The sequence below is a fragment of the Alistipes sp. An116 genome (assembly GCF_002161005.1).
In the GTDB taxonomy this organism is placed as follows: Bacteria; Bacteroidota; Bacteroidia; order Bacteroidales; family Rikenellaceae; genus Alistipes; species Alistipes megaguti.
In genome coordinates this window covers 46,424-67,089 of sequence record NZ_NFLR01000007.1, presented here as the reverse complement: position 1 = coordinate 67,089, position 20,666 = coordinate 46,424, and the positions used below count along the sequence as shown (strand labels likewise).

16 protein-coding genes and 1 tRNA gene are annotated in these 20,666 nt (G+C 61.4%); 9 read left to right on the top strand and 8 right to left on the bottom strand.

Annotated features, from left to right (window positions below):
* Positions 1-248 precede the first annotated feature (248 nt).
* From B5E60_RS06490 to B5E60_RS06475, 4 genes are all read left to right on the top strand, one after another.
* Positions 249-2,465 (top strand): sodium-translocating pyrophosphatase, encoded by a 2,217-nt coding sequence (locus B5E60_RS06490; protein ID WP_087310504.1) that lies wholly within the window; start codon positions 249-251, stop codon positions 2,463-2,465.
* Positions 2,466-2,703: 238 nt separating this feature from the next.
* A complete protein-coding gene (locus B5E60_RS06485) occupies positions 2,704-3,297 on the top strand; it encodes an HAD family hydrolase (protein ID WP_087310502.1) in 594 nt (197 codons plus the stop codon).
* 176 nt (positions 3,298-3,473) lie between these two features.
* Positions 3,474-4,496: an AI-2E family transporter gene (locus B5E60_RS06480; RefSeq protein ID WP_087310500.1), complete on the top strand. Its 1,023-nt coding sequence runs from the start codon at positions 3,474-3,476 to the stop codon at positions 4,494-4,496.
* Between the two features lie 262 nt (positions 4,497-4,758).
* On the top strand, positions 4,759-6,615 hold the full coding sequence (locus B5E60_RS06475) for a biotin/lipoyl-containing protein (RefSeq protein WP_087310498.1): 1,857 nt from the start codon (positions 4,759-4,761) through the stop codon (positions 6,613-6,615).
* Between the two features lie 395 nt (positions 6,616-7,010).
* Here the strand turns inward: B5E60_RS06475 and B5E60_RS06470 are convergent.
* Positions 7,011-7,084: transfer RNA gene (locus B5E60_RS06470), tRNA-Met, on the bottom strand.
* A 133-nt stretch (positions 7,085-7,217) separates the two neighbouring features.
* Between B5E60_RS06470 and B5E60_RS06465 the strand changes: the two genes are divergently transcribed.
* On the top strand, positions 7,218-8,039 hold the full coding sequence (locus tag B5E60_RS06465; protein WP_087310496.1) for a potassium channel family protein: 822 nt from the start codon (positions 7,218-7,220) through the stop codon (positions 8,037-8,039).
* An 86-nt stretch (positions 8,040-8,125) separates the two neighbouring features.
* On the opposite strand, the gene B5E60_RS06460 is transcribed toward B5E60_RS06465, so the two are convergent.
* Both B5E60_RS06460 and mscL read right to left on the bottom strand, forming a co-directional pair.
* The gene (locus tag B5E60_RS06460) at positions 8,126-9,508 is read right to left on the bottom strand and encodes a sulfatase-like hydrolase/transferase (RefSeq protein ID WP_087310494.1); all 1,383 of its coding nucleotides are present in this window, start codon (positions 9,506-9,508) and stop codon (positions 8,126-8,128) included.
* A 161-nt stretch (positions 9,509-9,669) separates the two neighbouring features.
* Positions 9,670-10,155, bottom strand: coding sequence for a large-conductance mechanosensitive channel protein MscL (gene mscL / locus B5E60_RS06455; RefSeq protein WP_087310492.1), 486 nt, complete (start codon positions 10,153-10,155; stop codon positions 9,670-9,672).
* A 338-nt stretch (positions 10,156-10,493) separates the two neighbouring features.
* On the opposite strand from mscL, the gene B5E60_RS06450 reads away from it, so the two are divergent.
* From B5E60_RS06450 to B5E60_RS06435, 4 genes are read left to right on the top strand one after another with little or no spacing between them, the layout of a single operon-like run.
* On the top strand, positions 10,494-11,945 hold the full coding sequence (locus B5E60_RS06450; protein WP_087310669.1) for a sodium:solute symporter: 1,452 nt from the start codon (positions 10,494-10,496) through the stop codon (positions 11,943-11,945).
* A 25-nt stretch (positions 11,946-11,970) separates the two neighbouring features.
* Entirely contained in the window at positions 11,971-14,934 is a 2,964-nt protein-coding gene (locus B5E60_RS06445) for a golvesin C-terminal-like domain-containing protein (RefSeq protein WP_446697999.1), read from the top strand.
* A 37-nt stretch (positions 14,935-14,971) separates the two neighbouring features.
* Positions 14,972-15,421, top strand: coding sequence for a GatB/YqeY domain-containing protein (locus B5E60_RS06440; protein WP_087310488.1), 450 nt, complete (start codon positions 14,972-14,974; stop codon positions 15,419-15,421).
* Between the two features lie 3 nt (positions 15,422-15,424).
* Complete coding sequence (locus B5E60_RS06435) at positions 15,425-16,339, top strand: transporter (protein WP_087310486.1); 915 nt, start codon at positions 15,425-15,427, stop codon at positions 16,337-16,339.
* 218 nt (positions 16,340-16,557) lie between these two features.
* Here the strand turns inward: B5E60_RS06435 and thiD are convergent, their stop codons facing one another.
* Genes thiD through thiH form a run of 5 tightly spaced genes read right to left on the bottom strand, consistent with a single transcriptional unit; the run spans position 16,558 to position 20,657 of the window.
* Positions 16,558-17,385: a bifunctional hydroxymethylpyrimidine kinase/phosphomethylpyrimidine kinase gene (gene thiD, locus B5E60_RS06430; protein ID WP_087310484.1), complete on the bottom strand. Its 828-nt coding sequence runs from the start codon at positions 17,383-17,385 to the stop codon at positions 16,558-16,560.
* A complete protein-coding gene (locus B5E60_RS06425; RefSeq protein ID WP_087310482.1) occupies positions 17,382-18,119 on the bottom strand; it encodes a TenA family protein in 738 nt (245 codons plus the stop codon). Before B5E60_RS06425 ends, thiD begins: the two co-directional genes overlap by 4 nt.
* A gap of 6 nt (positions 18,120-18,125) precedes the next feature.
* Complete coding sequence (locus B5E60_RS06420) at positions 18,126-18,827, bottom strand: class I SAM-dependent DNA methyltransferase (protein WP_087310480.1); 702 nt, start codon at positions 18,825-18,827, stop codon at positions 18,126-18,128.
* Between the two features lie 16 nt (positions 18,828-18,843).
* Entirely contained in the window at positions 18,844-19,545 is a 702-nt protein-coding gene (locus tag B5E60_RS06415) for a HesA/MoeB/ThiF family protein (RefSeq protein ID WP_087310666.1), read from the bottom strand.
* A gap of 2 nt (positions 19,546-19,547) precedes the next feature.
* A complete protein-coding gene (gene thiH, locus B5E60_RS06410; protein WP_087310478.1) occupies positions 19,548-20,657 on the bottom strand; it encodes a 2-iminoacetate synthase ThiH in 1,110 nt (369 codons plus the stop codon).
* Between the last annotated feature and the right edge of the window lie 9 nt (positions 20,658-20,666).

The following is a 20,666-nucleotide window of genomic DNA, read 5'->3' as shown; positions in this document are numbered from 1 at the left end:
GGCGGGCCGTCGTCCCGACCTGTCGCGTCCCGACCTGCCGCGTCCCGACCTGCCGCGTCCCGACCTGTCGCGTCCCGACCTGTCGCGTCCCGACCAGCCGTCGTCCCGACCTGCATACGGCCTTCCGACTCCTCCTTGCACCGCCCAATCTCTGTTTTTTTGCCGAAATATCGCGCTGAACGATACCGGATTCGCAATATTTTCGTACCTTTATAACAAATAAGCCAATCATCAAACAACTACCTGATATGAACATTCCGACAATTTTCTGGGTTGTACCCGCGGCCTCGATCGTGGCTCTGCTCTTTGCGTGGGCCTTCTACCGGCTGATGAAGCGCGAGGACGAGGGTACGGAGCGCATGCGTGAGATTGCGGCCCACGTGCGCAAGGGGGCGATGGCCTACCTGCGCCAGCAGTACAAGGTCGTGGGCATTGTCTTCGTGATTCTGGCCCTCTTCTTCGCCTACCTGGCCTACGGGGCGGGTGTGCAGAACGGCTGGGTTCCGTTTGCCTTCCTGACCGGAGGCTTCTTCTCGGGACTGGCCGGCTACTTCGGCATGAAGACGGCGACCTATGCCTCGGCGCGTACGGCTCATGCGGCGCAGCAGTCGCTCGACCGGGGGCTGAAGGTGGCCTTCCGCAGCGGCGCCGTGATGGGACTGGTGGTCGTGGGCCTTGGTTTGCTCGATATCTCGTTCTGGTATCTCATCCTGAATGCGTTTGTCGACGTGGCCGGACCGCAGAAACTGGTGGTCATCACCACGACGATGCTGACCTTCGGCATGGGTGCCTCGACGCAGGCGCTCTTTGCGCGCGTCGGCGGCGGCATTTATACGAAGGCGGCCGACGTGGGCGCCGACCTGGTGGGCAAGGTCGAGGCGGGCATCCCGGAGGACGACCCGCGCAACCCGGCGACGATTGCCGACAACGTGGGCGACAACGTGGGTGACGTGGCCGGCATGGGTGCCGACCTTTACGAAAGCTACTGCGGTTCGATCCTTGCGACGGCAGCCCTCGGTGCGGCGGCCTTTGCCACGGCGGGCAGCGAGGCTCTGCAGCTGAAGGCGGTGCTGGCTCCGATGCTGATTGCGGCGGTGGGCATCGTCCTTTCGATCGTGGGCATCTACCTGGTCCGCACGAAGGAGGGGGCCTCGATGCGCGACCTGCTGCGTTCGCTGGGCGTGGGGGTCAACTTCAGTTCGCTGCTCATCGCCGCGGCGACGTTCGGCATCCTCTACCTGCTGGGGATCCAGAACTGGCTGGGGCTGTCGTTCTCGGTCATCACGGGACTGGTGGCGGGCATCGTCATCGGCCAGGCCACGGAGTACTATACGTCGCACTCGTATAAACCGACGCAGAAGATTGCCGGCAGTTCGCAGACCGGTCCGGCGACGGTCATCATCGCGGGTGTGGGGTCGGGCATGATCTCGACGGCCGTTCCGGTGGTGACGATCGGCGTGGCGATCATCCTGGCCTACCTGTGCGCCATCGGCTTTGACGTGGAGAACATGCTGGCGCCGCAGAACCTCTCGCTGGGGCTCTACGGCATCGGCATTGCAGCCGTGGGCATGCTCTCGACGCTGGGCATCACGCTGGCCACGGACGCCTACGGTCCGATTGCCGACAATGCGGGCGGCAACGCCGAGATGAGCGGTCTGGGCCCCGAGGTTCGCAAACGCACCGATGCGCTCGATGCGCTGGGCAATACGACGGCCGCCACGGGCAAGGGCTTTGCCATCGGTTCGGCGGCGCTGACGGCCCTGGCGCTGCTGGCCTCGTATATCGAGGAGATCCGCATCGGACTGCTGCATAATGGCGTGACGATGCTCGACCTGCCGGGTGGTGTGACGCGCTTCGTGCAGGACGCCTCGATCCTCGATTTCATGGATTACTACCATATTTCGCTGATGAACCCGACGGTGCTTGTCGGCATCTTCATCGGGGCGATGATGTCGTTCCTCTTCTGCGGCCTGACGATGAACGCCGTGGGGCGTGCCGCCGAGAGCATGGTGCAGGAGGTACGGCGTCAGTTCCGCGAGATCCGGGGGATTCTCACCGGCGAGGGAACGCCCGATTATGCGCGCTGCGTGGCTATCTCGACGCGCGGAGCACAGCGTGAGATGCTGTTCCCGAGCCTGCTGGCCATCATCGTTCCGGTGGCCGTCGGTCTGATCTTCGGCGTGGCGGGCGTCATGGGGCTGCTGATCGGCGGCCTGAGTTCGGGCTTCGTGCTGGCGGTCTTCATGGCCAATGCCGGCGGAGCGTGGGACAACGCCAAGAAGATGGTCGAGGAGGGACACTTCGGCGGTAAGGGCTCCGAATGCCACAAGGCGACGGTCGTGGGCGATACGGTGGGCGATCCCTTCAAGGATACCTCGGGCCCGTCGCTCAACATCCTCATCAAGCTGATGTCGATGGTCTCGATCGTCATGGCGGGCCTTACGGTGGTCTGGCACCTCTTCTGACCCGGGGACCGGAAGAGGGAGGGGTGTGCGCCGATGCCTTTGCCCGGTTCGGAATGCGGGGTGTGCGAACCGCGGAACGACCGCCCGGTTCATGCCTCATACCGTTCGATGCACGATTCAGGGAGACAGCTCTCCAAAGAGGGCTGTCTCCTTTTTCTGTGCCGTATGGGCGGAACGGGCGTGCAAAATTTGCTTCTGCGCAGGAGGATCCGTATCTTTGCCCCCGAAAACGACGACCATGAAAAATATCATATTCGATCTTGGGGGCGTGCTGTTCGCCCGTGACAAACGGAAATGCGATGCGGATCTGCTGGGTTATTTCAGCTTTTTGCGGGCGCCTCAAATGCCTCGCTTCTGGGAGGATTACGACCGGGGCACCAATACGCTGGAGTCGGTGACCCGTACGCTTGTGGAGATGACGGGCCAGACCTACGCCCGCTGTGCCGAGGTGCTGCAACAGGCCATTGACCTGCAGGAGCCGATTCCGGTGACCGAGCAGCTTGTCCGCGACCTGAAGGCTTCGGGCCGCTTCCGGTTGTATGTTCTGTCGAACATGGCCCACGAATTCATTGCCCACCTGCGCCGTTTCCCGGTCTACGGACTTTTCGACGGCGAGGTCATCTCGTGCGAGGAGCTTGTCGTCAAACCCGAGCCGCGCATCTACGAGATTCTGCTCGAGCGTTACGGTCTCGATCCCTCGCAGAGCCTCTTTGTGGACGACCGCGAGGCCAACGTCGCAGCGGCCGAACGGCTGGGCATCCACGGTTTCCTCTTCGACCACCGGAATCCGTCGGCTTCTTGTGCGACGCTGCGCCGGCAGCTGCTCGGCTGAGCCTCCGCCCGACACTTCCTGGCCCGCTTCGCCGTTGGGTATTTCTCCCGGCCATCTCTTGGACCGCGTCGGCGTTGAGTACCTCCCCGTACACCTCTCCCTCTTGGCATCGAGCCCCTTCATGCCCGTCCTCTCGCGTATGTTGCGGCACGCTCCTTGCAGCACAGAGGCCGCGTATGTCATCCTTTCGCGAAAAATACGGGCGATATTCGCTCTATGTACTGATCGCCGGCCTGGGCGTGACGATCTTCGTGGAGATCCTTCCCTTTCTGGGCGGACTGCTCGGAGCCGTGACGATCTACATTCTGCTGCGGCGTCAGCTGTGGCAACTGACCGAACACCGGCACTGGCGTCCGAGTTTGGCTGCTACGGTGCTGTTGGCGGAGGCGGTGATCTGCTTTCTGATTCCCATATCGCTGATCGGCTGGATGGTCGCCGTGAAGGTCCAGCGTGTGGTGGTCGATCCGCGTTCGATCCTCGTCCCGGTGAAACACCTTGTCGAACTGGTCGAGGCGCGCACGGGCTACGAACTCTGGTCCGAGGCCAACGTGCGGTGGCTGTTGGGATATATTCCGCGCGTGGGGCAGTGGGTGGTGGTCGGGGCAGTCGATTTCGCCATCAACCTCGTGGTGCTGCTCTTCGTGCTTTACTTCATGCTCACCGGCGGTCGTCGGATGGAGGCCTACTGCAGCTCTCTGATGCCCTTCGACCCCCGCATCTCGCGCAAGGTTATCCACGAAATCCACCTCATCGTCCGTTCGAATGCCATCGGCATCCCGCTGCTGGCCGTCATCCAGGGCATCGTGGCCTACGTGGGCTATTTGGTGTTCGGGGCTCCGAGTCCGCTGTTCTGGGGGGTGCTGACCTGCTTTGCGACGGTCATCCCGATCGTCGGCACGGCATTGGTGTGGATTCCGCTGGCACTCTTTATGGCCCTGACCGGTAGCTGGGCGCCGGCTATCGGGCTGACGCTCTACGGGACGCTGGTGGTTACCCACGTGGATAATGTCGTGCGTTTCCTGATGCAGCGGCGCATGGCCCATACCCATCCGCTGGTGACGATCTTCGGGGTCATTATCGGGCTTTCGCTCTTCGGCTTCATGGGGGTGATCTTCGGACCGCTGCTTCTGGCGATGTTTCTCTACTTCGTCAACCTCTTCAAGTGCCGTTACCTGGAGCGGAACCGCATCTGCCAGTGACTCTCCGCCGGCCGTTTACCCCGTAAGATTCTTTCCGATAGCCGGTTTCCTCCGCCGACGGCACTCCGTTCCGGTGTCGTTACCGCACGCCGGACTGCCTTTTCGTTCTCGATTCACAGCCTCGTTGACCCTCCGATACCCCGTTTTCTTATCGTGAAGGGCCTTTTTGACATCTTTTTGTAAAAAAATCCCATAAAAAAGTTGCAAATTTGTACGGCTTTACTACCTTTGTTATTGTAATAACAGTAAAATCGGAATACAAATGGCAAGAAATCTCAAAATCAGAGATCTGACGTTGCGCGACGGCCAGCAGTCGTCGTTTGCGACGCGTATGAACCAGGAGCAGATCGACCGCTGCCTGCCGTTCTACAAGGATGCGAATTTCTATGCGATGGAGGTTTGGGGCGGCGCCGTGCCCGACTCGGTGATGCGTTACCTGAACGAGAATCCGTGGACGCGTCTGGAGACGATCTACAAGGCCGTCGGCAACGTGTCGAAACTCACGGCCCTCTCGCGCGGCCGCAACCTCTTCGGCTATTCGCCCTATACGGACGAGATTATCGACGGCTTCTGCCGCAATGCGATTGAGAGCGGACTGGGTATCATGCGTATTTTCGATGCGCTGAACGACGTCGACAACGTAAAATCCACGGTCAAATATGTCAAGCAGTACGGCGGCATTGCCGATTGCGCCGTCTGCTATACGGTGGACCCGAAATATCCGGCGCTGAGCTTCTGGGACAAGCTCAAGGGCAAGAAGAATCCGGCTCCGGTCTTCACCGATGCCTATTTCCTCGACAAGGCCCGCCAGATGGCCGCACTGGGCGCCGACATGATCACGATCAAGGATATGTCGGGACTGATTCCGCCGCGCCGCGTTGCCACGCTGGTCAAACTCTTCAAGCAGAACCTCTCGATTCCGGTCGACTTCCATACCCACTGTACGCCGGGCTACGGTCTGGCATCGGTGCTGGTCGCCATCATCGCGGGCGTCGACATCGTCGATACGAACTGCTGGTATTTCGCCGGGGGCACGGGAGCTCCGGCCATCGAGCTGGTCTACGTCTTCTGCAAGAAGCTGGGCATCGACCTGGGTGTCAACATGGAGGCCGTCGCGAAGATCAACACGCAGCTGCGTGAGATCCGCAAGGAGCTGAACATGTCGGTCTTCGGCGTGGAGAAACCCGAGCCGAAACCTTTCAACCCGCTGACGGACAAGTTGCCGGCGGAGATCGACGCCCTGTTCGACCGCGCCATCAAGGCTGCGCAGGCCGACGACGAGGCTGCTACGATCGACGCCTGCCGCAAGATCGAGGCCTACTTCGGCTTCCCGGCTCCGAACGAACTGGTCCAGAAGGCCGAGATCCCGGGCGGCATGTACTCGAACATGGTGGCCCAGCTCAAGCAGTTGAAGGCCGAGGAGATCCTTCCGCGCGCCATGGAGCTGATCCCGACGGTTCGTCTGGCCGCAGGACTTCCGCCCCTGGTGACGCCGACGTCGCAGATCGTGGGTGCTCAGGCCGTGAACTGCGCCCTGGACGAAAAAGCCGGCCGTCCGATGTACACGAACAAATCGTCGCAGTTTGTCGGCTTGGTGAGGGGCGAATACGGCAAGACGCCGGTGAAGATCGACCCGGAGTTCCGCTTCAAGATCTGCGGTGTGCGTGAGGAGACCCCCTACGATACGTCGAAATACCAGATGCAGCCGAATCCGACGCTTCCCGAGGCCGGCGGCGTGAAACTGGCGGCCAACGAGAAGGAGGTGCTGCTGCTGGAGCTGTTCCCGCTTGTAGCGAAGACCTTCCTGACGAACGAGAAGGTGAAGGCCTACGAGGCCTCGAAGCCGGCTGCCACTCCGGCCTCGAAGCCGGCTGCCGAGCCGGAAGCCGCTTCGATCACCATTCAGGGCAAGGCCGTTACGGTGCCGCTGCCGGGTCGTGTGATCGAGCTGAAGGTGAAGGTCGGCGATCAGGTGAAGGTCGGCGACGAGATTCTGGTTCTCGAGGCGATGAAGATGGAGAACTCCATCACGACGGATTATGCCGGTGAGGTGAAGCAGATCTTTGTAAGCGTGGGCCAGAACGTTCCGACGGACGCTCCGCTGGTCGACATCGGTTGATAACCTTTCGACTTGTGAACGACCGCCTGCAACCTGGGTTGCGGGCGGTTTTCTTTTTGCCCTCTTCCCTTTCCTGCCTTGCCCCGCCATCTTTTTGCCCTCTTCCCTTTCCTGCCTTGTCCCGCCATAGACTCTGCCGCCTATCCCCCCCTCCCTTCCGTCTTTTCTTGCTGATGCAATCGGCAATCGCCCCGGTCTGTACGGACTCCACACGCCTCAGGATAGCTTCACGAAGTGGTGCTTTGTGATGGAATCGGTGTAAATTGTTTGGTGCGGGAATGCTGCAGGTGGGGGAGTGGCGGATTGCCAAGCGGCCACATCGCGTGTATGAAGGGGAGTAGTAAGTAGTAAAAGAAAAACCACTTGCTGCCAGCAAGTGGTTTTCGGAGGGTTTGTAGCGGGAGAGAGACTTGAACTCTCGACCTCATGATTATGAATCATGCGCTCTAACCAGCTGAGCTATCCCGCCATTGCTTGATTGCGAGTGCAAAGGTAATGGAAAAATCGAAACCTGCAAAATATTCGGGCGAAAAAACGCGAGAAAATTGGGCCTTGAAATCCTTGGCATTGATTTTGAGACACCTGCGTGAAATTGAAATACGATGACCATCTCTGAATCCAAACACGCCGAATCGACCGACCGACTGGGCATTGTCAAATTGTTGGCCGGAATCACGTTGCTGGTGTCCCTTTCGTGGGAGATCATAGCCGGGGATCACCGCTACCTTTCAATGACCTATTTGACGATCCAGTTTTTTGTTTGCGTGATTTTTCTCTATGACTTTTTGCTTCGGATACTGCAGTCCGAGCACCGTGGTCGTTTTTTCGTGCGCCACCTGTTCTATTTGCTGATATCGATTCCCTACCTGACGCTGATTTCGTGGACGGGCGTCCGCATGACCCACGATTGGGGGATCCTGGTCGGACTGGTTCCGATGCTTCGGGCCTTTCTGGCGATGTTTCTCATCGTGGAGTGGATGGTGCGGGGCAAACGGGGCGGCCGGATGCGGTGGCTTTTTGCGGCGTATCTCTTCACGGTGGTGGTCTTCACCTACGTTTCGGCGCTGGTCTTCTACGACTACGAGGTGCTGGTGAATCCGAAACTCGAAGGGTTCGGCAATGCGCTGTGGTGGGCGTGGATGAACGTCACGACCGTCGGTGCGGAGATCTTTCCGGTGACGGCCGTCGGGAAGGTGGTCTGCGTGCTGCTGCCGTCGCTGGGGATGATGTTCTTCCCGATCTTCACGACCTATATATTGCAGGAGTATATGCCGCAGCAATCGAATCCTTCGTCCTCCACGCCTTCGTCCTCGACATCACCCGCCTCGATTTCCCCCGCATCATCTGCATCGTCATCACCCGACGTTTCAACTCCGGCCCCGCCAGCATCATCCGCATCCGGTGCAGGGGTTCCGGAGGTATGAGATTCTGCTACGGGTGCGGTCTCTGTTCGGAGATTGCCCATTCCGTTCAAGCGAAAGCCCCGGCACGAAGGCCGGGGCTTCTGTTTTCAGATTGCGGGTTTGGGATTGGCGTCGTAAAAACTCTTGTAGTCACCGTGTCTGGGAGCTCCGGGTTTGTCCGGATACCAATCGGGCATTTCGTCGACTTTGGCCTTGAGTTTTGCATACAAGGCCTGTACCTCGGGCGAGCATTGTTTTACGTCGATCGGGTGCTGTTCCATGGGATCCTCCGCAAAGTTGTAGAATCGTCCGTCCCAATAATATTTGTACTGGGTGTTGAAGGCGCAGCGGGCCGCTCTCGGGTAGGCTTTGTGCGGCCAGAGGGGGTTGAAGTGCATCAGAGTGAACTCTCGCTCGAGGGGTTTATCGCCACATAATTCGGGATAGAGCGAAATTCCTTCAGTGTTCCACTCATCGGGGATCTTGACACCCATGGCATCGGCCAGCGTCGGCATGAAGTCGGTCAAATCGACGAGACGTTGACTGACTCGTCCGCTTTTGATCTTGTCACCCCAGGCGATGAGCAGCGGGACATGGGTACCGTTGGAGGTGGAGTTGCCTTTTCCGCCCTTGATTTCGCGGCCGTCGTCCAGTTTCGAGACGACCTGTTCCATGGTTCCGTTGTCCCCGACAAAGATCAGAATGGTGTTGTCCCAAAGGCCGTCGGTCTGGAGTTTGTCGACGAACTTGCCGACCTGTTTGTCGAGATAGGCGACCATGTCCGGGAAGTGGCGGGTGTCATGGATGAACCGGGTTTCCGGGTTATCGGTCCAGCATTCGGAGTCGGGCGTCGGCACATGGGGTGTATGTACCAGCGGCGTAGGGTAGTAGAGCAGGAATGGTTTTCGGGCCGCGGCCTGCCGGTCGATGTAGTCGAAAGCGTATCGCAGAGCATCATCCGGGCCGTAGTAACTGAAGTCGTAACGGCCGTTGTTGTCGAGATAGGAGAAGGCGTAACGGTCTGTGGCCTTATCGCCGGCGAGTTCCTTGTAGATTTCGAGTTGACAGAGACACCATTCGTCGAAACCGAGTTTGGGAACCATCTCCCGGGATCGTCCGAGTTGCCATTTTCCGACGATGGCCGTGGAGTATCCGGCTTGTTGGGCGAGGTGGGCGAAGGTGTGTTCGTCGTCGTTCATGTATCCGAAGTTGACGTAGTTTCGGTCGTTGTAGACGCCGGTCATGAGTTGCACTCGGGAGGGGGTGCTGAGCGGCAAGGCGTGCATGTTCTCGAAGCGGATGGCCTGTCGGGCGAGTGAATCGAGGTGCGGGGTCTGGTAACTGACGCCGCCGTAACAGCCGAGACATTCGGCGCCGAGGTCATCGGCGAGAATCAGAATGATGTTCGGTTGGTTTGGTTTCTGGCTGGAGCATCCGCCGGCAGCCAGCGCGAGGAGACCGAGCCCTGCAGTTTGGAGTCGATTTTTCATGGGGATTTCGTTTTAGGTTTCTGTTCCTCGCAAATATAACATCAATTTCGTTATAATCCAATTTCGAAACATAAATAGTGGGGTATATTGTTTCGAATTGTTTTGAAATGAAAAATCCGGACCATTTTGATCCGGATTGAATGACGATATGCTTTCGATTGTCAGTTTTGTTTTTGCTGTTGGGCCTTGAGCAGGTCGCGGATCTCGGTGAGGAGCAGCTCCTCCTTCGACGGAGCGGGGGGAGCTGGGGGAGTCTGGGCCTTTTTCTTCATGAGGCGGTTCATCAGTTTGACCATCAGGAAGACGCAGAAGGCCAGAATGGTGAAGTCGATGCACTGCTGGATAAAGGCGCCATAGTTCCAGTAGACGGGTTCCACGGGGGCGTTTTGAGCAACAGCGGCGCCGTCGCCGACGAGTTCTCCGACCGACCGCACGGCGCCCGCGGTCACGTCGCGGACCTTCGAGATATCGATCCGCAACTGTGAGAAGTCGGTATTTCCGATCAGGGCGCCGATCGGGGGCATGAGAATGTCGTTCACCAGCGAGGAGACGATCTTTCCGAACGCGCCGCCGATGATCACGCCGACGGCCATGTCCATGACATTGCCCTTGAGAGCAAACTCTTTGAATTCCTTGAAGAAAGCCATACTGTTCGATTTTTGATGGGTTACAAGTTTACTGACGGTCGGACGAAACGTGCCGATCCGGACAAAGATACGAAAAAATCGCCAAACCCTGAAATTCGAGCCGATCGGCGTGACGCCCTTTGCGCGGTCGGGCCCGGCCGTCGGACGCCGTTTGCAGGCCTCGCCTTGAGGTCACGCAACAGGAACACCCTGAATGTAGTCGTGCGGGGTATATCCTATCGAGCTTTTTCGTATCTTTGTCCCGATACGAACCGGAAGATCCGTTCCGTACGACATCCCGCCACCGGGGTGCCGCGATCCGGCAACGTGTAATTCCGGACTTCCGCAAACCGAACCACATGACACCCGCAGCCGTCATTCTCACCGTATTGGGCTATATCGCCGTCTTGTTCGTCGTGGCATGGCTTTCGGGCCGCCGGGCCGACAATGCGGGCTTCTTCACCGGCAACCGCCGCACGCCGTGGTATATGGCGGCCTTTGCGATGATCGGCGCGGCAATGTCGGGCGTCACCTTCATCTCGGTCCCGGGGTCGGTGGCCGTCGATTCCTTCTCCTACATGCAGATGGTTGCCGGGTTCACGGTGGGGCAGCTCATCGTGGCCTGCGTGCTGATTCCGACCTTCTACCGCCTGCGGGTGGTCTCGCTCTACGAATACCTCGACGACCGCTTCGGCGTCGCCTCGCACCGCACCGGGGCTTGGTTCTTTTTCCTTTCGAAGATGCTCGGCGCCGCCCTGCGCGTCTACGTCGTCTGCGCGGTGCTCCAGCTGCTGGTCTTCTCGCACTACGGCATTCCGTTCTGGGCCAATGCCCTCGTCACGATGGCCTTCGTGTGGCTCTATACGCGGCAGGGGGGTGTCAAGTCGCTGATCTGGACCGATACGCTCAAGACGCTGTGCCTGGTCGGGAGCCTCGTGCTGTCGATCCTCTTCATCATGCGGGCGCTGGACCTTTCGGCCGCTGAGACGGCGCGCGAGGTGGCCCGGTCGCCCATGTCGCGGATCTTCTTCTTCGACGACCCGGCCTCGGGGCGCTATTTCTGGAAGATGTTTGCAGCGGGTATCGTGCTGCTGGTGGCCATGACGGGACTCGATCAGGACATGATGCAGCGCAATCTGAGCTGTGCCACGCCGCGCGACTCGCAGAAGAATATCGTGCTGACGGCCGTGAGCCAGATCTTCGTCATCTTCCTCTTCCTGGTTCTCGGGGTGCTGCTCTACCTCTACGCCGACCGGACGGGGCTGCCGCTGCCCGCAAAGAGCGACCAGGTCTTTTCGATGGTGGCCGTAGAAGGTGGACTTCCGCTTGTGGTTGGCATTCTGTTTGTTGTCGGGCTTATTTCAAGCACCTATTCAGCTGCCGGATCGGCCCTGACAGCGCTGACCACCTCCTTTACGGTCGATATCCTCGAGGGGACGAAACAACTCGACGACTGCCGGCTGACCCGCCTGCGCAAGGGGGTGCATGTCGGCATGGCGCTGCTGATGGCCGGAGTGATTCTGGCTTTCGAGTATTGGGCCGACGACAGCGTCATCAATCTGGTCTACAAGGTGGCCAGCTACACCTACGGTCCGATCCTCGGCATGTTTGCCTTCGGCATGATGACGCGCCGCCGGGTGCGCGACCGCTGGATGCCGCTGGTGGCCGTTGCAGCTCCGGTGCTGAGTGCGCTGCTGCAGTTCTGGGCCCGCGAGAGGTGGGACTACCAGATCGGATTCGAACTGTTGATCTATAACGCCGCCTTTACCGTCATCGGCATGTATATACTGTCACAACGAAATGAAAAATAGGTATTTACATATCTTCACCTCGCTTTTGGCATTAACCATTTCGACGACCCTCTCGGCCGCCTCGATCTCTTCGGCGACGCGAACCCGGATCGGCCGCACGCTGTCGCGGATCGTCTCGCGCGAGGTCTCGGGGGGCTACCAGAAGGCCGAGCCGATCACCGTGCGGGTGCAGGCCGTGAAGGCATCGCGTCGCACGGTGCGCATCTATGCGACGATCGGACTTTCGTACTATCCCTTCCGTGTGGAGAATACCGCCGCCATGCGCGATTCGGTGCGGGCGCTGCTGCCCGCCGAGTACCGCAAGGCGCAGATCGAACTCTATACCGACAACCGCGAGGTGGGGGAGTTGATCCCCATGGCGTGCCGCGATGCCGGGCAGACGCGGCGACTGATCGAAAAACGACGCCTCATCCCCTTCACCAACCGGTCCGTACGGCCGCTGGTGACTTCGCTCTCGGCGGCCTGCACCGTGACCGGAGGCCTTGCCGGACGCCATATCGCCCTCTGGCAGAGCCACGGCCGCTATTTCGACCAGACGCGGGATTGTTGGCGGTGGCAGCGTTCGACGCTGTGGCAGACGTGCGAGGACCTCTATACGCAGAGTTACGTGCTGCCCTACCTGGTTCCGATGCTGGAGAACGCCGGGGCCTGCGTGGTGCTGCCCCGTGAACGCGACGTGCAGCTTCACGAGGTGCTCGCGGACAACGACGCGCGGGACGAATACGCCGAACAGGGGGCGTGGGAAGAGGGCGGCACGGGCTTCGCCCATCTGCGGCAGGTCTACCTCACGGGCGAGAATCCCTTCCGTGACGGCACGACGCGTCGCATCCGCAGCGTGACCCATCGCCCCTCGGGCGAGGCTGCGTGGCGGGCCACGATCCCCGAGCGGGGCGAATATGCCGTCTATGTCAGCTACGAGTCGACCCCCGAGAGCGTTGACGATGCCCACTATACGGTGCACCACCTGGGCGGCGAGACCGAATTTGCCGTCAATCAGACGATGGGCGGCGGGACGTGGATCTACCTCGGACGATTCACCTTTGCGGCGGGCGAGCAGACGCTTGTGACGCTGACCAACCGCTCGCGGCGGGCCGGACGGCTTGTTTCGGCCGATGCCGTGAAACTGGGCGGCGGCTTCGGCAACGTGGCCCGCACGCCGATTGACTCGCTGCGCCATGCCGACCGCGAATATATCGCCGAGACGAGCGGCTATCCGCGCTTCTGCGAGGGGGCTCGCTACTGGCTGCAGTGGGCCGGCTTCCCCGAGGGGGTCTACACGCCCAAACACGACCGTGACGACTACAAGGACGACTACATGTCGCGGGCCCATTGGGTCAATGCCGTGATGGGAGGTTCGGAGCGCCTGCCCGACTCGACGGGGTTGCACATTCCGCTGGATCTGGCCCTCGCGTTCCATTCGGATGCCGGGGTGCGCGACGGCGACGGCATTGTCGGCACGCTGGGCATCTTCTATACGCGCGAACAGGGGGGCAAATTCACGGGCGGTGCCGACCGCTACCGTTCGCGCGATCTGACGGACCTTGTCCAGACCCAGGTGGTCGAGGATATCCGCCACCTCTATGAGCCCGACTGGCAGCGGCGCGGACTCTGGAACCGGGCCTACTACGAAGCCCGTGTCCCGAGTGTCCCGACGATGCTGCTCGAACTGCTTTCGCACCAGAATTTTGCCGACATGCGTCTGGGGCAGGATCCGCGGTTCCGGTTTGCGGTCAGCCGCGCCGTCTATAAGGGTATCCTGCGCTATGTCAGCTCGCAATACGGATTATCGGAAGTAACGGTTCAGCCGCTTCCGGTCTGCTCGTTTGCCGCCGAATTCACGGCTGACGACCGCGTGCGCCTTTCGTGGCAGCCGACCGTCGATCCGCTCGAGGCGTCGGCCGTGCCGACCGGCTATGTGGTCTACATGCGGCTCGACGACGGCGGTTTCGATAACGGCCGTCTGGTGGACCGTCCCGAACTGATCGTCGACCTGGAGCCCGGCCGCCGCTACGCCTTCCGCGTGACGGCCGTCAATGCCGGCGGCGAGAGTTTCCCGAGCGAGACGCTGGCCGCATGCCGGGTGGCCGATGAGCGGGGACGCGTACTGATCGTCAACGGCTTTGACCGCGTGAGCGGCCCCGTTGCGATGCGCAGCGATTCGTTGGCCGGTTTCCGCATGGATCTCGACGGCGGGGTGCCCGACCGCATGGATATCTCGTTCGTCGGGCCGCAGCGGGTCTTCGACCTCGCGATGGCGCGCAGCAATGTCGACAGCCTGGCGCTCGGGGCCTGCGACCGCGATTACGAGACCGACGTCATCGGCGGCAATACGTTCGACTATCCGTCGCTGCACGGCCGTTCCATGGCGGCCGCCGGTTACTCCTACTGTTCGACTTCGGCCCGGGCCGTCGAAGAGGGGCGTGTGGCGCTGCGGGGATACGATGCCGTCGATCTGATCCTCGGCAAGCAGCGCACCACGACGATCGGACGGGGCATCGCCGATGCCGCCTTCGAGGTCTTTCCCGAGGCTTTGCAGAGTCGTCTGAGACGTTATCTGGCCGACGGAGGGGCGTTGTTCGCTTCGGGTGCCTATGTGCTGTCGGATCTGGCCGGGCAGGCCGCCTCGGAGCGTGAGCGGAGCTTCGCCGGGGAGGTGCTGCGCTGCCGGCTGGGGGCGTGTCGCGCGACGGGTTCGGGCCGCGTGCGCGTCGTGACGGCCCATCCGGGCTTCTCGCGCGGCGAGTACCGCTTCAATACGGAGTATCGTCCGGATTGCTACGTCGTCGAGCGGTCGGATGCGCTGGAGCCGGTCGGCCGCGAGGCCTTTGCCGTGATGCGCTATGTCGACGGTAACGGCACGGCCGCCGTGGCGAGTGAATCCGCCGGGCGGACCTTCGTCGCGGGCTTCCCGTTCGAGACGATCGGCGGCGAGGTGGAGCGCGATCGGATGATGCGCGACGTGCTGGACTTCCTCGTGAAGCAAAGGTAGAGATAAAAAGGTTTTACATTCTAAAATTTATAACGTTATGTCATTGGAACAGCAGATTTCGAAAGGGATCATGGAGGCCATGAAGGCCAAGGACACGGTGCGTCTGAGTGCGCTCCGCAATGCGAAGAAGTACATCATCGAGGCCAAGACGGCCGGTCCGGAGGTGGCCGAACTGCCCGATGCCGACGTGCTGAAAATCATCTCGAAGCTGGCCAAGCAGGGCACCGATTCGGCACAGATCTTCACCGAGCAGAACCGCCCCGATCTGGCGTCGGAGGAGCTGGCGCAGGTGGCCGTCTATCAGGAGTTCCTGCCCAAGCAGCTCACGCCCGAAGAGCTGACGGCCGAGCTTCGCACGATCATTGCCGAGGTGGGTGCCACGTCGATGAAGGAGATGGGTAAGGTGATGGGCGTCGCCTCGAAACGTCTGGCCGGACGTGCCGACGGCAAGGAGATTTCGGCCCGGGTCAAGGAGTTGCTCGCTTAGGTAATGCACGTTTCCGAATCGTTGCACCGCAACCTGAAGACCATTGCCATGCCTTCGGTCATGGTGGTGGGGGCGTTGTTGTGCCGGCCGCTCGCCGGACTTGAGGCCGCAAGTCATCAGATGATCACCCCGACGCTGATCTTCCTGATGCTCTTCGTCACCTTCTGCCGCGTCAGCCCCAAACAGATGAAACCTTCGATGCTGCACCTCTGGCTGCTGCTCTTCCAGGTGGTCATGTGTGTGGCGGTCTATCTGGTGCTGCGCCCGTTGAACGAGGTGGTGGCTCAGGGTGCCATGGTCTGTGTACTGGCTCCCGTGGCGATGGCCGCCGTGGTCATCGCCGGCATGCTCGGTGCCAACGTCGCCACGATGGCCACCTACAGCCTGATCTGCAACATGGCCATTGCGCTGGTGGCCCCCGTGATCCTCACCTTCACGGGCAACGGCGTCTGCACCTTCTCGCAGATTCTGGCCCGCATCGCTCCGCTGTTGATCGGACCGTTTGCCGCGGCGCAGTTCTTCCGTTTTGTCTTCCCGAAGGCGGCCCGATGGATCGGCGATCACAGTCTGATCTCGTTCTACATGTGGCTGTTGTCGCTGCTGGTGATTATCGGCCGTACGACCTGTTTCATCATCGACCTCCACGATGCCTCGATGTCGACGGAGTTGTGGCTGGCCTTTGCCGCTCTGGTGATCTGTCTGGTGCAGTTCAAGGTGGGGCGCATGCTTGGTCGTCGGTATGGCGATCCGCCGGCCGGCGGTCAGTCGCTCGGGCAGAAAAATACGGTGTTGGCCGTGTGGATGGCGCAGGCCTTTCTGAATCCCATCTCGTCGATTGCCCCGACGGCCTATATCGTCTGGCAGAATTTCGTGAACAGTTATCAGATATACAGGAAGGATCGGGAAAAATTCCGGTAGTCTGATTTGTAATGTGATGGAATGCAGCCATTTGCAACGGTTACTGCTTTTTTTTCTACACCTCGGGACGGCTGGCTGATCCGCTTTTCCCGGTCGTTCTCAGGCCGATTTTGTTACTATTTTGTTACTCGGAAGCTCTCCCGGAAGAGTCTTTGTCTCGAAAAAAGGGGTGCGGCAATTGCATGCCGCACCCCTTTTGTTCAGTCCCTTGCTGGGTGCTACTCCCAGAAGCGGAAGAAGTGGTGGACCGGGCCGTGTCCGTGGCCGATCTCGTAGGCTGCCCCGGCTTCGATGGCCCCGGCAATGTACTCCTTGGCGCGCGTGGCCGCCTCGTCGAGCGAGCAGCCCCGGGCCAGGAAGGCCGCCAGTGCCGACGAGAGGGTGCAGCCCGTGCCGTGGGTGTTGCGCGTTGCCAGACGGCGCGAGCGCAGCGGCAGGATGCGCTCCTCTTCGGCGTTGTAGAAGATATCGACGAGCTCCTCGTCGTGCAGGTGGCCCGCCTTCAGAAAGACCGAGACACCGCCCGCGTTGCGCGAGAGTTCGCGTGCCGCTTCGGGCAGCGACTCCTGTCGGTCGATCTTCCGTCCGAGCAGCAGTTCGGCCTCGGGGATGTTCGGCGTGATGATCCGTACGGTGGGGATCAGCTCGTCGCGCAGTGTCGAGACGGCCTCCTGCTGCAGCAGCGGATCGCCCGACGTGGCCACCATCACCGGGTCGAGTACCACGTTGCGCAGCCCGTAGGGGCGGAGCGTGTCGCGCACGGCGCGGATCAGCTCCGAGGAGTGCAGCATGCCGATCTTCACGGCGTCGGTGCCGATATCGTCCAGCACCGAGCGGATCTGTCCCGTGACGAACTCCACCGGGATGGGATGGACGCCCGTGACGCCCACCGTATTCTCGTCGACAACGGCCACGATGGCCGACGTTCCGAAGCATCCGCACGCCGAGAAGGTCTTCAGGTCGGCCTGGATGCCGGCGCCGCCACTGGGGTCGCTCCCCGCAATGGTCAGCGCGCGTTTGTAGTGTTTTGGGGTTTCGTTGTTCATATTTTCCACGTTTCAAGATTCCAGGCGCTCTCCCAGAACAGCCACTCCATGCGCGTACAGCGCACGAAGAGTTCGCTCATCCGCCGGCGGGTCTCTTCGCCTGCCGCGGCGGCCAGTTCGTTGCAGATCGCCGTGGCTTGCTCCGCCGAGGCGGCAAAGGCCGGATCGGCATAGGTCTCGATCCACGCCCGGTAGGGATTTTCTGCAAGAGGTCTGTGCGCTTTCGGCCCGGTCGGGGTGTCGGCGTGCGTCGCGGAACCTGCGGCCAGCCCGTCGGCTGCCCGTCGGCCGTTGCTCTCCGCCCGGGCATGGATCCACTCGCCGACCCGCTGGTAGACCACAAAGCAGGGCAGCACGGCCGCCGCCTCGACCTCCACCGGAGCCAGCGCCTGGGCGTCGAGCACCGAGGTGTAGAGCAGGCACGTCGGGCTGATCTCTTCGGGGGCCGGGTGGCTCCCCGCGAGGAACTGCGCGTGGAGGGCCCGTTCGACCTCGATACCGTCGAGCGCGAAGTGCAGGAAGCGTTCGGCCTGCTCCTTGCGGGGCAGACGCGCGGCCACGTGGGCCAGCCGCCTTGCATAACCGTCCAGATAGAGGGCGTCCTGCAGGATGTAGAAGCGGAAACGCTCCTCCGGAAGGCTTCCGTCGGCCAGCGCCCCGACGAACGGGTGCGCGAGAATCTTTTCGTAGACGGGGAGGGCCGCCTCCCACGCCTCATCGCTCCAGCGTCTCATGGCCGGTCAGCGTTTGCGGGCCACAACGGCCACGTAATCCCCCTTGCCGTATCCCGGCGTGGGCTGCTCCTCCTCGTCGTTCGAGCAGACGGGGTGCGAGGTCAGCGTCTGCGAGAACTCCAGATCGGTGAAGCCCGCCTCGCGCAGCAGCTCCACCTTCTCGGCCGTCGTGCGCCAGGCAGCCACATCGACGAACTCGATCGGGTAGGGGTTGGGCGGGTAGCACCCCGCAAGCAGCGGGTGATCCCACGTCCCGACGGCCTTGGCCAGGTTGTAGAGCAGGCCGTAGGAGCTCTCCTTCGGCACGTCGATCAGAATGATCCGGCCCCCGGCGGGCAGCGCCTCGTAGGCCTTGCGCACCACGCTCCGCAGGTCGCCGATGTAGCTCGGCGTGCCGTTGAAGAGCAGCGTGTCGTAGGTCCCGTGGCCGAAATCGGCCTCCTCGGCCGTCGCCTCCACCACGTGCATGCCCCGCTTGCGGGCGATTTCGGCCATTCCCTTCGAGGGTTCGATGCCGTCGGTGACGGTGATGCCGTACTCCTCGCGGAGAATCTTCTCGAACAGACCGCTGCCGCAGCCCACCGAGAGCACCCGCCCGGCATCCTTGAGTGTCGAGGCTACCAGATTGACCTCGGAATAGAGTACGTTGCGGTTGTCGAGAAACCAGGCATCATAGGCCGATGCGTACTGGTCGAATCCTTTTCCCATTTCTGTTGTCTTTTGCTTAAAAGGTTATGATTTCGGTTTGCAGGGTTTTCAAATCAAGGGTGAAGAGACGTCCGTCGAGTGGTTCGCCGAAGCCGACGATCCACTTGATGGCCTCCGACGCCTCGAGCGTACCGATGACTCCCGGGACGGTGCCCAGCACGCCGCTTGTGGTCCGCGGCCGGGCGCACAGCGCCTCGCGGTCGGGGTAGAGCTCCGCATAGCGGCGCCCCGAGCGTCCGTTGAAAAGGGCCACCTGCCCTTGGAACTCGCCGATCGAGCCGTGGACCCACGGCTTGCCGCAGGCCGCACACGCATCGTCGATCAGGTAGCGCGTCGGAAAGTTGTCGCAGCAGTCCACGACCAGGTCGTAGCCCTCGATCACCTCCCGGGCATTTTCGGCCGTGAGCCCCTCGTCGTAACACGTGAAGCGCGTCTGCGAGCAGAGGGCCGACAGCCGTTCGCGGGCCGCCTCCGTCTTCGGGCGTCCGATCTGCGACTCGGTGTAAAGCGTCTGCCGCTGGAGGTTGCTCTCCGAGACGCGGTCCGGGTCGGCCAGCCCGAGGCGGCCCACTCCGGCACCGGTGAGGTAGAGCGCCGCCGGCGAGCCCAGTCCGCCGACCCCGACCACGAGCACCGACGCCTCGGCAAGACGCCGCTGACCCTCGGGGCCGATCTCCCGGAGCATCGTCTGCCGGGCGTAACGTTCCGTCGAGTCCATCATCAGTCGAAGACCTTGTCCCAGTCCTTCCAGACCACCTCGTAGCCTTCACGCCGGATGTCGGCCTCGACCTGCGACGGCGTACGCTCGTCGCTGACGGTGAACTGCTCGAGCGACGTCGGGTAGACGCGGTAGCCTCCCGGATCGGTCTTCGAGCCGGCGCTCATCGACGTGACGCCCAGCGTGGCCATATGGTTGCGGAACTCGGCGCGTTCGCGCGTCGAGTAGGAGATGTCGACGTCGTGGTCGAAGATCCGGAAGGCGAAGGTCACCTGGGCCAGTTCGCGGTCGCTCATCACGACGTTGGGCTGGAAGTGCCCCTCGGACGGCCGCATGCGCGGGAAGTTGACGCTGTAACGCGTCTTCCAGTAGTGACGGCGCAGGTACTGCAGGTGCAGCGCCATCATCGTCACGTCGGTGCGCCACTCCTCGAGTCCGATCAGCACGCCCATGCCGATCTTGTGGACCCCGGCCTGACCCATGCGGTCGAAGCCGTTGACACGCCACTCGAATTTTGACTTCATGCCCGCCGGGTGGTAGATATTGTAGTTCTTGCGGTTGTAGGTCTCCTGGAAGCAGACCACGCCGTTCAGACCCGAATGGGTCAGCCGCTCGTAATCCTCGGCTGAAAGCGGCATCACCTCGATCGTCAGGTTGTTAAAGTACGGGCGGCAAATGTGCAGCGCCTGCTCGATGTAGTCGACGCCTGCCGCCCGCGGATTCTCACCCGTGACGATGAGCAGGTTCTCGAACGGACCCAGTTCGCGGATCGCCCGACACTCCTCCTCGATCTGCTCCGGCGTGAGGATCACGCGCGGAATGGCGTTGTGGCGGTTGAATCCGCAGTAGATGCACGAGTTGGTGCACGAGTTGGTGATGTACATCGGAACGTACATCGAGATCGTCTTGCCGAAACGCTCCTGCGTATAGCGGCGGCTCAGTCGGGCCATCGGCTCCAGATAGGCCTCGGCAGCCGGCGAGACCATCGCCATGAAGTCGTCGAGCGTCGGGTACTCCTTCGCAAGGGCCCGCTCGACATCGGCGGCCGTCTTCGAGAGGATCCGTGCCGTGGTCTCCTCCCAGTCGTATTTGGCTAATTCCTCGGAAAACATCGTACGCAC